This is a genomic window from Roseburia sp. TF10-5, assembly GCF_003462365.1.
Taxonomy (GTDB): Bacteria; Bacillota; Clostridia; order Lachnospirales; family Lachnospiraceae; genus Roseburia; species Roseburia faecis.
Genome location: NZ_QTYW01000001.1, coordinates 109034 through 121485 on the forward strand (window position 1 = coordinate 109034; position 12452 = coordinate 121485).

The following is a 12452-nucleotide window of genomic DNA, read 5'->3' on the forward strand; positions in this document are numbered from 1 at the left end:
GTAAATTCATTTATGGCAAAAATGAGAGTTCATGAACTCGCGAAAGAGTTAAATATAAAATCACAGGATATTTTGGATAAATTAAAAAATACAAAGTTTGACGGAAAAAGTGCATCCAGCAATATGGAAGATGAAGCACAGGCACTGATCCGCGGAGCTTTTGCAAAAGAGACAAAATCGGCAGCAGATGCAAAAAAACCGGAAGCTGCAAAGACTGGTGCAGGAAAACCAGCGGATGGAAAGGAACGTCCAAAGAAGAAATCCAGCATCACAGCCGTATTTAATGCACAGTACAGCAAACAGTCCAGAAAGCCGGCAAACGGAAATAACAACAACCGTGGAAACGGAAATGGAAACGGTAATAACAGAAGACGGGAGGACAATAAGCGTCCGGCACAGCACAGCATCATTCGTCCGCGTCCTGTCGGGGAGCGTGCTATGCGTCCGATCAGTGAGCGTACGCCTTCGCCGACAGCGGATCTTGAAGTAAGTAAGCCGGCAAACAATAAACCGGTAGAAAACACAAATACCCGCAACAGCCAGGAAAACCGCGGAAACAACAATCATTCCGGTGGCGAGAGAAACAACAGACCGCAGAATGACAGAAACAATGACAGAGGCGGGGAGAGAAATAATAACCGTCATCAGGGAGATAGAAACAATAACAATCGTCCGAACGGAGACAGAAACAACAGCCGTCCACAAAACGACAGAAACAATAACGGCAGAAAGAACCGTTTCAGTAAAGAGCCGGCAGCAGTTGCAGCACCGGAAGAAATCCGCGGAAAGGACTCCCGTGGAAATAATGACCGCCGCAATAACAACAATAATCATCGGAAAGATCATGATAAACTCGGCGGAAAGAAACAGGAAAATTATGTAAACCTTGAGAAGCACGGCGGCAGAAAGAAACCACAGCAGCAGCCGAAGCCGAAGGAAGATGAAAATGTAATCAAGACGATCACACTTCCGGAAAAGATGACAATCCGTGATCTGGCAGACAAGATGAAACTGCAGCCATCTGCCATTGTAAAGAAACTCTTTATGAAGGGTGAAATGGTAACGGTAAATCAGGAAGTAGATTTTGAGACAGCGGAAGAAATCGCACTGGAGTTTAACTTTATCTGCGAGCCGGAGGAGAAGATTGATGTCATCGCGGAACTCTTAAAAGAGGATGAAGAAGATCCGAAGAATCTGGTTCCACGTCCACCGGTTGTCTGTGTTATGGGTCATGTCGATCATGGTAAAACATCCCTGCTGGATGCGATCCGTTCCACACGTGTGACAGACCGCGAGGCCGGTGGTATTACCCAGCATATCGGTGCATCTGTGGTGTCCATCAATGGACAGAAGATCACATTTTTGGATACTCCTGGTCATGAGGCATTTACCGCAATGCGTATGCGTGGTGCAAATTCTACCGATATTGCAATCCTGGTTGTCGCTGCAGATGATGGTGTTATGCCACAGACCATCGAGGCAATCAACCATGCAAAGGCTGCCGGTGTAGAAATCATCGTTGCTGTCAACAAGATTGATAAGCCGAGTGCAAACATTGAAAAAGTAAAGCAGGAGCTTTCCGAATACGAACTGATTCCGGAAGACTGGGGTGGAAGTACGATTTTCTGTCCGGTTTCTGCACATACTAAGGAAGGTATCGACAATCTTCTGGAAATGATCCTTCTGACTGCAGAAGTGATGGAACTGAAAGCAAATCCAAACCGTAATGCAAGAGGTCTGGTCATTGAGGCACAGCTGGATAAGGGACGCGGTGCGGTAGCAACGGTTCTGGTTCAGAAAGGAACACTTCATGTCGGAGATTCCATTGCCTGTGGAAGCAGCTACGGTAAAGTCCGTGCCATGATCGACGACAAGGGACAGCGCGTGAAGAAGGCAACTCCTTCCACACCGGTAGAGATCCTTGGATTAAACAGTGTACCGGCAGCCGGAGAGACATTTGTTGTCTGCGATTCCGATAAGGAAGCAAAATCATTTGCAGATACTTATATTTCAGAGGAAAAGAACCGCCTGATCGAAGATACCAAGGCAAAGATGTCACTGGATGATCTGTTCTCCCAGATCCAGTCCGGAAATATGAAGGAACTTGATATTATTGTAAAAGCGGATGTACAGGGTTCTGTTGAGGCAGTGAAACAGTCACTTGTGAAACTGTCCAATGAAGAAGTGGTTGTAAAAGTGATCCATGGTGGTGTCGGCGCAATCAACGAATCTGATGTTATTCTTGCTTCCGCATCCAATGCGATCATCATCGGATTTAATGTCCGTCCGGACCCGATTGCAAAAGTTACCGCAGACAATGAGGGTGTAGATATCCGTCTGTACAAGGTTATTTACAATGCGATCGAGGATGTAGAGGCTGCCATGAAGGGTATGCTTGATCCTGTATTTGAGGAGAAAGTTATCGGTCATGCAGAAATCCGTCAGATCTTTAAGGCATCCGGTGTCGGTAATATTGCCGGTTCTTATGTACTTGACGGTGTGATGGAACGCGGATGTAAAGTTCGTATTTCCAGAGAAGGCGAGCAGATCTTCGAGGGAGATTTAGCATCCCTGAAGCGTTTCAAGGATGATGTCAAGGAAGTTAAGGCCGGATATGAATGTGGTCTTGTATTCGAAGGCTTTAATGACATTCAGGAACTTGATCAGGTAGAAGCTTATAAGATGGTAGAAGTACCAAGATAGGATAGAATATGAGAAAAAACAGTATTAAAAATATTCGGATCAATGAGGAAGTGATGCGTGAGCTTTCCAATATTATCCGCGGGGAAATCAAAGACCCGCGGATCAATCCGATGACCAGTGTAGTTGCAGTGGAGGTCGCTCCGGATCTGAAAACGGCAAAGGCCTATATCAGTGTGCTTGGGGATGAAAAATCACAGCAGGATACGATTGCAGGACTTCGCTCCGCAGAAGGATTTATTCGCAGGAGCCTGGCAAAGTCCGTAAATCTGCGCAATACACCGGAGATCAAATTTGTATTGGACCAGTCCATTGAATATGGAATCCATATGTCAAAAATGATTGATGAAGTGACCAAAGATATAAAGGAGAAACCGGATGAAGAAGCTTGATGAGATTCTTGCAGGGAAAAAATCGGTAGGTCTTGCCGGACATGTACGTCCGGATGGGGATTGTGTGGGCTCCACACTCGGAGTTTACAACTATATCCGGAAATATTATCCGGATGTGGATGTGCGATTGTATCTTGAGCCGATTCCCAATATCTTTAAATTCCTGAATTTTTCATCGGAAATCCGCAGTGACTATGAGGAATCCGTGGTGTTTGATTTGTTTATCGCCATGGACTGCGGGGATGAGAAACGTCTGGGGAATGCTGCACGTTATTTTCAGGAAGCAAAGCATACAGCCTGTATTGACCACCATGTCAGTAACCAGAGTTTTGCAGAGGAAAATTATATTTTCCCGGATGCAAGTTCCACTTGTGAGCTGATCTGTGAACTGTTAGATACGGAGAAGATCACAAAAGAAATCGCGGAATGTCTGTATACCGGAATGGTTACCGATACCGGAGTGTTTCAGTATTCCTGCACGTCTTCCTCCACGATGAATATGGCGGGCATGCTGATGGATAAAGGAATTGATTTCACAAAAATTGTGGATGAAGCTTTTAATCAGAAAACATACAACCAGAACCGTGCCATGGGACAGGCGCTGCTTTCCAGCAGACTTCGTCTGGGTGGCAGAGTAGTGACTTCTTTTCTGACGCTCGAAGAGATGCATGCACTGGAAGTTCTTCCAAAACATATGGAAGGAATCGTGGAGCAGATGCGCAATACCAAAGATGTGGAACTTGCAGTATTCCTTTATGAGAATGAGGATCATACGTTTAAAGTAAGTTTTCGTGTAAACGGTGCGTTTGATGCGGCATCGCTTGCGATGCATTTTGGCGGCGGCGGACATGTCAAGGCTGCCGGATGTACCGTGGAAGGACCGGCAGAAGAGGCAATTGAGAGTATTCTTGCCGAGGTTGAGAAGAGATTATAATATGATAAACGGAATTATAAATGTTTATAAAGAGCGGGGCTTTACTTCCTTTGACGTGGTAGCAAAGCTCCGCGGCATTTTACATGAGCGTAAAATTGGACATACCGGAACGCTCGATCCGGAAGCGACCGGAGTACTTCCCGTATGCATCGGAAATGCAACAAAGGTATGTGAACTTCTGACGGATAAGGATAAAGTGTATCGTACGGTGATGCATCTTGGCATTACAACCGATACACAGGATATGACCGGAACGGTGAAAGAAGATCGTTCCAGAGAGGCTGCATTGCTGAAAGAACAGACCGTGGAAGCGGCTATTTCGCAGTTCGTTGGAGATTATGAGCAGATTCCGCCAATGTACTCGGCACTCAAAGTCAACGGAAAGAAGTTATGTGATCTGGCCCGCGCCGGAATTGAGGTAGAACGGAAAGCCCGCACGGTTAAAATTTTTTCCATAGAAATTGAAAAAATCAATCTTCCTTATGTGACGATGCAGGTGCACTGTTCCAAGGGAACTTATATCCGTACGCTGTGTGCGGATATCGGAGAGGTGCTTGGCGTAGGCGCGTGTATGGAATCCCTGGTCCGGACAAGAGTGAGTGTTTTTCCTCTGGAAGAGGCACACACGTTGGCAGAAATTGAAAAGATAAGGGATGAAGGAACGCTGGAAGAACTGATTCTTCCGGTGGACCGCGTGTTTGAGGGAAAGACGAAACTGACGGTTGTACTGGAAGCGTTTCGTTTTCTTCAGAATGGAAACCGTTTAAACGATGGAAATTTTACGGATGTTCCGGAAAAAATTGCGGATGGTGAGCAGGTACTGGTTTATGATCCGATGGGACATTTTTACGCTGTATATCAGTATGAGAGAGAAACAAAGGACTATAAAGTCCGGAAAATGTTTGGTGCATAAATATGATTTGCTGGAATAAGATAGAAGATTTTCATATAGAAGAACCAACGGCATTGTCGCTGGGAAAATTTGACGGAGTACACCGTGGACACGAAGCACTGATTGAACACCTTCTGGAAAAGAAAAAAGAAGGGTTAAAGGCCGTTGTTTTTACGTTTGATATTCCACCGAAAAAACTTACGGAGAATAATAATTACCGTGTCCTTTCGACCAATAAAGAAAAGCAGGAAATTCTCAAAGAACGTGGAATTGATTACCTGTTGGAATGTCCGTTTACCAAAGAAGTCATGTGCATGGAGCCGGAGGCTTTTGTTGCATGGATTGTAAAAAGTCTGCATGTAAAGAGCATGGTAGTCGGATCGGATTTCCGGTTTGGCCATAACCGGAAAGGGGATCATATTCTGCTGGAAAAATTGTCCGCGACATATGGCTATACCCTTAGGGTGGTAGACAAGATCCAGTATGAGGGACGGGACATCAGCAGTACGTTTGTGCGGGAACAGATCATAAAAGGCAATATTGAAAAGGCAAATGATCTGCTTGGGTATCCGTTTTTTGTAAAGAGTGAAGTGATTCATGGAAGGCAGCTTGGAAGAACGCTCGGAATCCCGACGATCAATATGGAACTTGTGGCCGAAAAACTTCTTCCGCCGAAAGGTGTATATGCAACTGCGGTAGAGATTGGTGGAAAATATTACACAGGTGTGACAAATGTCGGATGCAAACCGACCGTTAATCACTCCAATAAAGTAAATGTGGAGACGCATATACTGGATTTTTCCGGTGATCTGTACGGATATGAACTAAAGGTCAGCTTTTATTCTTTTATACGTCCGGAACAGAGATTCTCGTCTGTAGAGATGTTAAAAGAACAGATGGAAAGAGACATTGAAACGAGCCGCAGCCGTATGATGTCGATAAACGGCGACATGTAAATATATTACATAAATATTACAAAAATATGTTGACATTGTAATTATTTGTTGTTATACTCGTTTTGTTATGAGATTTCATGAGACATGAGGGAGGAATCTGTGAAATGAATCGTATGACAAAAAAGAGAGTTGGAATGGTACTTGCTTTTTCTCTGACATTGACCGGTGCGGCAGCCTATATCGGGATACAGCAGGGAAATACAGATAAAACAGAGGCGGCCGGATCGCTCACAGCCGGTGTTTCCGCATCTTTGAATGCAAGCGAAGTGGAGGCGCTGGATGTGACGGCAGGAGTAACCAGTCAGCTGTATGATAAAACAGATGTTGCGGTGGCTGCGAATGAAAAGCAGATGGTTGCACAGGGAATCGAAGATACGCAGACAAAAGAAGCGGTTTCGGAAAATACCACGGAGGATACCAGCATTTGTGGGTATAAAAATCTTGGAATCGCGCAGGTGCAGGGAAGCCTGAATGTGCGAAAAAAGGCATCCACAGACAGTAAAGTTGTTGGAAAAATGACGGATAAAGATGCCTGTGAGATTGTCTCGGTCAAGGGAGATTGGGCAAAGATCACCTCCGGCAAGGTGGAAGGTTATGTAAAGACAGAGTATCTTCTGACAGGAGATGCGGCAAAAAATGTAGCAAAGAAAGAAATTACAAAAGTTGTTACAGTAAATACCACAACCCTTCGTGTAAGAGAAAAGGCTTCTGAAGATTCTGCAATACTTTCTCTGGTTGGAGAGGGAGAGGATCTTGTTGTGGAAGATACAAAAGACGGCTGGTATAAAGTGGAAGTGGATGATCAGAAGGGATATATTTCCGGAGATTATGTAGAGGTAACAGAAAAACTTCCGACAGCATCGACGGTAAAAGAACTGGAATACGGAGAGGGATACACGGATTCCCGCGTTTCTTTAGTACAGTTTGCATTACAGTTTGTAGGAAACCGTTATGTTTGGGGTGGAACAAGCCTGACAAACGGAATTGATTGTTCCGGATTTACGATGCAGGTATATGCGAGATACGGAGTCGGCCTCCCGCATCATGCGGCAAGTCAGCCGGCATACGGAAAACGAATCAGTGCATCTGAGGCAAAACCGGGAGATCTCTTTTTCTATGGAAGCGGAAGCAGCATCAGCCATGTGGGAATTTATATCGGAAACGGTCAGATTGTGCATGCCAGCAATGCACGTACCGGAATTAAAATTTCCAATGCCTATTACCGGACACCAATCTGTGTCATATCGTATTTAAATTAAAAAACTGTTTACAACGATACGGATTTATGATACATTAGATTAGTATGGTTTAACCCATATTCGGTGAATGGACACTCCGACCTTTTGCTGAGTATCGGGTGCAAAAATATTTTAAGGAGGATCATAAAATGATCGCAAAAGAAAAGAAACAGGCAATTATCAATGAGTATGGAAGAACACCAAACGACACTGGTTCACCAGAAGTTCAGGTAGCTGTTCTTACTGCAAGAATTCAGGAGCTTACTGAGCACTTAAAGCAGAATCCAAAGGATCATCATTCCAGAAGAGGTATGCTTAAGATGATCGGTCAGAGACGTGGATTATTATCATACTTAAAGAGCATTGATATTGAAAGATATCGTTCTTTAATTGAGCGTTTAGGACTCAGAAAATAATTGTAAACAAAGAGCGGAGTTTTATATTCCGCTCTTCTTTTTGTTGTATGGCAGAACTTTTTTCCGGGACCACTGAAGAGGACAAAACGCTGTTTTGTATTGTTCAGTAGTTTCGGGGTTTTGACATACCATATTAAATTTTGAAGGAGAGAATACATGTACAAAAGTTATTCAATGGAACTGGCAGGCAGAACACTGACCGTTGATATCGGAAGAGTATGTGCACAGGCAAATGGTGCCGCATTATTAAAATATGGAGAGACTACCGTATTATCTACGGCTACTGCTTCCGACAAGCCGAGAGATGGCGTTGATTTCTTCCCACTGAGCGTGGAATTTGAAGAAAAAATGTACTCGGTTGGAAAAATTCCTGGCGGATTTAACAAGCGTGAAGGAAAGGCATCAGAGAACTCTATTCTTACCGCACGTGTCATTGACCGTCCGATGAGACCTCTGTTTCCGAAAGATTACCGCAATGATGTAACCTTAAATAATATGGTTATGTCTGTAGATCCGGAGTGCCGTCCGGAGCTGGTTGCCATGATCGGTGCAGCACTTTCTACTACCATTTCCGATATTCCGTTTGACGGCCCATGTGCCATGACCCAGATGGGAATGAAGAATGGTGAATTTATTGTAAACCCATCCCAGAAAGATTGGGACGAGGGAGATTTAAAGCTTACGGTTGCATCTACAGCAACAAAGGTCATCATGATTGAGGCCGGTGCCAATGAGATTCCGGAAGCAAAGATGATTGAGGCTATTTATAAGTGCCATGATGTCAACCAGACAGTCATTGCATTTATCAATAAGATCCGGGAAGAGGTTGGCAAACCGAAGCATGCGTATACAAGCTGTGCGATTCCGGAAGAAATGTTTGCAGCTATGCGGGAAATCGTCACTCCGGAGCAGATGGAAGAAGCGGTATTTACCGATGAAAAGCAGCAGAGAGAAGAGAATATCCGTGAAATCACAGATAAATTTGCAGAGGCTTTTGCAGAGAACGAGGAGTGGCTTGCTGTTCTTGACGAGGCCGTTTACCAGTATCAGAAGAAGACTGTTCGTAAGATGATCTTAAAGGATCATAAGCGTCCAGACGGACGTGCGATCGATCAGATCCGTCCGCTGGCTGCAGAAGTAGATCTGATCCCTCGTGTACATGGTTCTGCCATGTTTACCCGTGGACAGACACAGATCTGCGATGTTGTTACACTTGCACCGCTTTCGGAAGTACAGAAGATTGACGGACTTGATGAGAACGTGACAACCAAGCGTTATATGCATCAGTACAATTTCCCGTCCTATTCTGTTGGAGAGACAAAGCCAAGCAGAGGTCCGGGACGTCGTGAGATCGGACACGGTGCGCTTGCAGAGCGTGCATTACTTCCGGTTCTTCCTTCTGTGGAGGAGTTCCCGTATGCAATCCGTGCAGTTTCCGAGACATTTGAATCCAATGGATCTACTTCCATGGCATCTACCTGTGCGTCCTGTATGTCACTGATGGCTGCAGGTGTTCCGATTAAAAAGATGGTTGCAGGTATTTCCTGTGGTCTTGTGACCGGAGAGACGGATGATGATTATCTGGTACTGACAGATATCCAGGGACTTGAAGATTTCTTCGGAGATATGGATTTCAAGGTAACCGGTACACATGATGGTATCACTGCAATCCAGATGGATATCAAGATCCATGGCCTAACCCGTCCAATCGTAGAAGAAGCCATTGCCCGTACCCGTGAGGCACGCGTCTACATTATGGATGAAGTTATGAGCAAGGCAATTGCAGAGCCACGAAAAGAAGTAAATCAGTGGGCACCGAAGATTGAACAGATCACCATTGATCCGAATAAAATTGGAGATGTTGTGGGACAGAAGGGTAAGACAATCAATGAGATCATTGCCCGTACAGGTGTCAAGATTGATATTACAGATGATGGTGCGGTTTCTGTCTGTGGAACAGACAAGGAGGCAATCGCAAAGGCCATTGATATGATAAAAATCATCACAACCGATTTTAAGGAAGGGCAGATCTTTACCGGTACAGTTGTAAGTATCAAAGAGTTTGGTGCTTTTATCGAGTTTGCACCGGGCAAGGAAGGAATGGTTCACATTTCAAAGATTGCCAAGGAACGCATTGAGCATGTCGAGGATGTACTGACACTTGGAGATGTTGTGAAAGTTGTCTGTCTTGGAAAGGACAAGATGGGAAGAATCAGTTTTTCCATTAAGGACGTTCCGGCAGATCAGAAATAAAATACCATACAGAATTAAGATCCATGAAAGATGTACTTCAGGGGCCGCACCATGCGGCCCTTTTTTCATACCATGAAAGAAAAAGGCGATGATTCGAAAAGTTCGGAGTTGAAATATGAATCGTGTCAAACAGCTTGTACATGCAGAGAATGTATATCGTATGGGTTACACGGGGAAAAATATCCGGGTGGTGACACTGGACACAGGCGTTTATCTGCATCCGGATCTGCGGCAGAATGTGGTTGGATTTCTGGATTTTGTGGCAATGAAACGAGCCTGTTATGATGACAATGGACACGGAACACATGTTGGCGGAATTTTGTGTGCGAATGGCAGAATGAAAGGAATGGCACCGCAGGCACAGCTGATTGCGCTGAAAGTCCTCGGGAAGGATGGAGGAGGACAGACGGAGCGGGTGATTCGTGGCCTGCAATGGGTGCTTGCACATCATAAAGAACTGGGAATCCGGATTCTGAATTTTTCTGTAGGATTTCTTCCGGGGGCACTCGACCGTGAGCAGAAGCAGATTATGGAACTTTTAGAACAGCTGTGGGATGATGGCGTGACGGTCGTCACAGCGGCCGGAAATAATGGCCCGGGAGCCGGGACAGTCACGGCTCCCGGTATTTCGAGAAAAGTGATTACGGTGGGGGCAAGTGATGACCGGAGTTCTCCGGGGGAAAGGCGTGGTGGCTACAGTGGCAGTGGCCCGACCGGATGCTGTATTATGAAGCCGGAAATTTTAGCACCGGGGACGAATATTGTAAGTCTGGATCATCACGGAGCACTATATTCCAGAAAAAGTGGTACCTCTATGGCAACCCCTGTCGTATGCGGGGCACTGGCACTTGCATTACAGAAAAATCCAAAGCTGCGGCCGGAAGAACTGAAACTGAAATTATATGAATCGGCGCGGAAAGAAACGGGAATGTCCATGGCGTGGGGCGTTCTTGATGTTGATAATTTGCTGGCATTGGTATAAAATACTCTCTAAAAGCCTGTCGGTGACATTTTATGAGAACCAAAGGAGGAGACAGATGAAACGAATATTAAATAAACTCTTTAGTAAACTTGTCCTTGGAGGATTAATTATTATATTGCAGTTCAGCTGGTTTGTCTATCTGTTGTACAGTGCGACCGTATACAGTTCCATGGTAGATGCATTGTTTAAAATTGCATCCATTGTGCTTGCATTGTTTGTCTCCAGCAGGGATATGCGTTCCACATATAAAACTTCCTGGATTTTTCTGATACTGGCACTTCCTCTGTTCGGAATTCCGGCATACTATCTGTTTGGCCGTCCGGGACTGACAAAACGGACCCGTATGAAGATGGACGTGGTCAGCAGCAGGATACGGGCATACAGTTCTCCTTCCGATGATGTGATGTCTGCCTTAAGGGCAGAGGATGATTCTGTCGGACAGCAGGCGCAGTATCTCACCCGTTATGCGGGGTATCCGGTGTACAGGGAGGCGGATACACAGTATTATTGCTGCGGAGAAGAGATGTATCCGCAGTTTCTGGAAGATTTAAAAACAGCAAAATCTTATATCTTTCTGGAGTATTTTATTGCAGAGCCTGGAAAGATGCTGGATGCAATTGTTGAAATTCTGGCACAGAAAGCAAAAGAGGGTGTGGATGTACGGTTTATGTACGATGGAATCGGATGTATCCAGACACTGCCAAATAAATATTATCGTTATCTGCAGGAAAAAGGAATCAAATGTGCATGTTTCCAGCCATTTCGACCGCTGATGTCAATTATCCAGAATAACCGGGATCACCGGAAGATCACGGTGATTGACGGAAGGGTTGCCTATACCGGGGGGATGAACCTGGCGGATGAGTATATCAATGCCAGAGTGCGTTTTGGGTATTGGAAGGATGCGGCAATCCGTCTGACCGGAGAATGTGTCTGGAGTTTTACAAGCATGTTCTTGGAACTGTGGGATTATATTTTGAAAACAGAAAGTGATTATACATTTTATCGTGCAACCTCCATGGAAAAACACAGGCTGCAGGAAAAAATCCATGCAGATGAAAAAGGATTTGTCCAGCCGTATACCGATTCTCCGCTGGATCACGAAGATGTCGGCGAAAATGTATATCTGAATATGATCAGCAGGGCAAAAAAATATCTTTACATCTTTACTCCGTATCTGATCATCGGGTCCGAGATGCGCACGGCACTTGTAAATGCGGCAAAATCCGGAGTGGATGTGCGTCTGGTTGTACCGGGAATTCCGGATAAGAAACTGGTGTATTTCCTGACACAGTCGAATTTCCCGTATCTGATCAAAAACGGAGTGAAAATATACACATATACGCCAGGTTTTATCCATGCAAAATGTTTTGTGTCAGATGATGTACAGGCAACCGTGGGAACGGTAAATATGGATTACCGCAGTCTGTGTCTGCATTTTGAATGTGGCGTCTGGATGTATCGTACCCGGGCAGTTTTGCAGGTAAAAGAAGATGCGTTAAAAACATTTGCGGAAAGCCACGAAGTGACTCTGGAGGAATTTCAAAAGAAATCGTTTCTTGTGCGTACATTTATGGGGGCATTAAAATTGTTTGCACCCCTTCTGTAAAACACTAAATATAGTAATTTGTCCTTGCATTTTCTACAACATAAAGATAAAATATAGATTATGACAGAAAGGACGAGAGG

General features: G+C 44.8%; 10 protein-coding genes. All 10 read left to right on the forward strand.

The window, feature by feature from the left end:
* Nucleotides 1-12: 12 nt before the first annotated feature.
* The 10 genes from infB to cls all read left to right on the forward strand — a co-directional run bounded on the left by infB (nucleotide 13) and on the right by cls (nucleotide 12372).
* Entirely contained in the window at nucleotides 13-2703 is a 2691-nt protein-coding gene (gene infB, locus DXD06_RS00580) for a translation initiation factor IF-2 (protein WP_117830281.1), read from the forward strand.
* Between the two features lie 8 nt (nucleotides 2704-2711).
* Nucleotides 2712-3092, forward strand: a complete 381-nt coding sequence (gene rbfA / locus DXD06_RS00585) for a 30S ribosome-binding factor RbfA (protein ID WP_022046635.1) — start codon at nucleotides 2712-2714, stop codon at nucleotides 3090-3092.
* Nucleotides 3079-4026 carry a DHH family phosphoesterase gene (locus DXD06_RS00590; RefSeq protein WP_117830283.1) on the forward strand — a complete coding sequence of 316 codons (948 nt, stop codon included), beginning with the start codon at nucleotides 3079-3081 and terminating at the stop codon, nucleotides 4024-4026. The genes rbfA and DXD06_RS00590 overlap by 14 nt, the downstream gene beginning before the upstream one ends.
* Before the next feature lies 1 nt (nucleotide 4027).
* Nucleotides 4028-4939 (forward strand): tRNA pseudouridine(55) synthase TruB, encoded by a 912-nt coding sequence (truB, locus tag DXD06_RS00595; protein WP_117830285.1) that lies wholly within the window; start codon nucleotides 4028-4030, stop codon nucleotides 4937-4939.
* A gap of 2 nt (nucleotides 4940-4941) precedes the next feature.
* A complete protein-coding gene (locus DXD06_RS00600; protein ID WP_117830287.1) occupies nucleotides 4942-5874 on the forward strand; it encodes a bifunctional riboflavin kinase/FAD synthetase in 933 nt (310 codons plus the stop codon).
* Nucleotides 5875-5978: 104 nt separating this feature from the next.
* Nucleotides 5979-7133, forward strand: a complete 1155-nt coding sequence (locus DXD06_RS00605) for a C40 family peptidase (RefSeq protein WP_022046631.1) — start codon at nucleotides 5979-5981, stop codon at nucleotides 7131-7133.
* A 128-nt stretch (nucleotides 7134-7261) separates the two neighbouring features.
* Nucleotides 7262-7528 carry a 30S ribosomal protein S15 gene (gene rpsO / locus DXD06_RS00610; RefSeq protein WP_022046630.1) on the forward strand — a complete coding sequence of 89 codons (267 nt, stop codon included), beginning with the start codon at nucleotides 7262-7264 and terminating at the stop codon, nucleotides 7526-7528.
* Between the two features lie 156 nt (nucleotides 7529-7684).
* The gene (locus tag DXD06_RS00615) at nucleotides 7685-9781 is read left to right on the forward strand and encodes a polyribonucleotide nucleotidyltransferase (RefSeq protein ID WP_022046629.1); all 2097 of its coding nucleotides are present in this window, start codon (nucleotides 7685-7687) and stop codon (nucleotides 9779-9781) included.
* A 115-nt stretch (nucleotides 9782-9896) separates the two neighbouring features.
* Nucleotides 9897-10763: a S8 family peptidase gene (locus DXD06_RS00620; protein WP_055067885.1), complete on the forward strand. Its 867-nt coding sequence runs from the start codon at nucleotides 9897-9899 to the stop codon at nucleotides 10761-10763.
* 55 nt (nucleotides 10764-10818) lie between these two features.
* Nucleotides 10819-12372 (forward strand): cardiolipin synthase, encoded by a 1554-nt coding sequence (gene cls, locus DXD06_RS00625; RefSeq protein ID WP_117830289.1) that lies wholly within the window; start codon nucleotides 10819-10821, stop codon nucleotides 12370-12372.
* Nucleotides 12373-12452: the final 80 nt, after the last annotated feature.

What these genes read in the sequence shown, in the direction of transcription:
- infB (WP_117830281.1), top strand. Translation starts at nt 13, where the DNA reads ATGGCAAAAATGAGAGTTCATGAACTCGCGAAAGAGTTAAATATAAAA.
- rbfA (WP_022046635.1), top strand. Translation starts at nt 2,712, where the DNA reads ATGAGAAAAAACAGTATTAAAAATATTCGGATCAATGAGGAAGTGATG.
- DXD06_RS00590 (WP_117830283.1), top strand. Translation starts at nt 3,079, where the DNA reads ATGAAGAAGCTTGATGAGATTCTTGCAGGGAAAAAATCGGTAGGTCTT.
- truB (WP_117830285.1), top strand. Translation starts at nt 4,028, where the DNA reads ATGATAAACGGAATTATAAATGTTTATAAAGAGCGGGGCTTTACTTCC.
- DXD06_RS00600 (WP_117830287.1), top strand. Translation starts at nt 4,942, where the DNA reads ATGATTTGCTGGAATAAGATAGAAGATTTTCATATAGAAGAACCAACG.
- DXD06_RS00605 (WP_022046631.1), top strand. Translation starts at nt 5,979, where the DNA reads ATGAATCGTATGACAAAAAAGAGAGTTGGAATGGTACTTGCTTTTTCT.
- rpsO (WP_022046630.1), top strand. Translation starts at nt 7,262, where the DNA reads ATGATCGCAAAAGAAAAGAAACAGGCAATTATCAATGAGTATGGAAGA.
- DXD06_RS00615 (WP_022046629.1), top strand. Translation starts at nt 7,685, where the DNA reads ATGTACAAAAGTTATTCAATGGAACTGGCAGGCAGAACACTGACCGTT.
- DXD06_RS00620 (WP_055067885.1), top strand. Translation starts at nt 9,897, where the DNA reads ATGAATCGTGTCAAACAGCTTGTACATGCAGAGAATGTATATCGTATG.
- cls (WP_117830289.1), top strand. Translation starts at nt 10,819, where the DNA reads ATGAAACGAATATTAAATAAACTCTTTAGTAAACTTGTCCTTGGAGGA.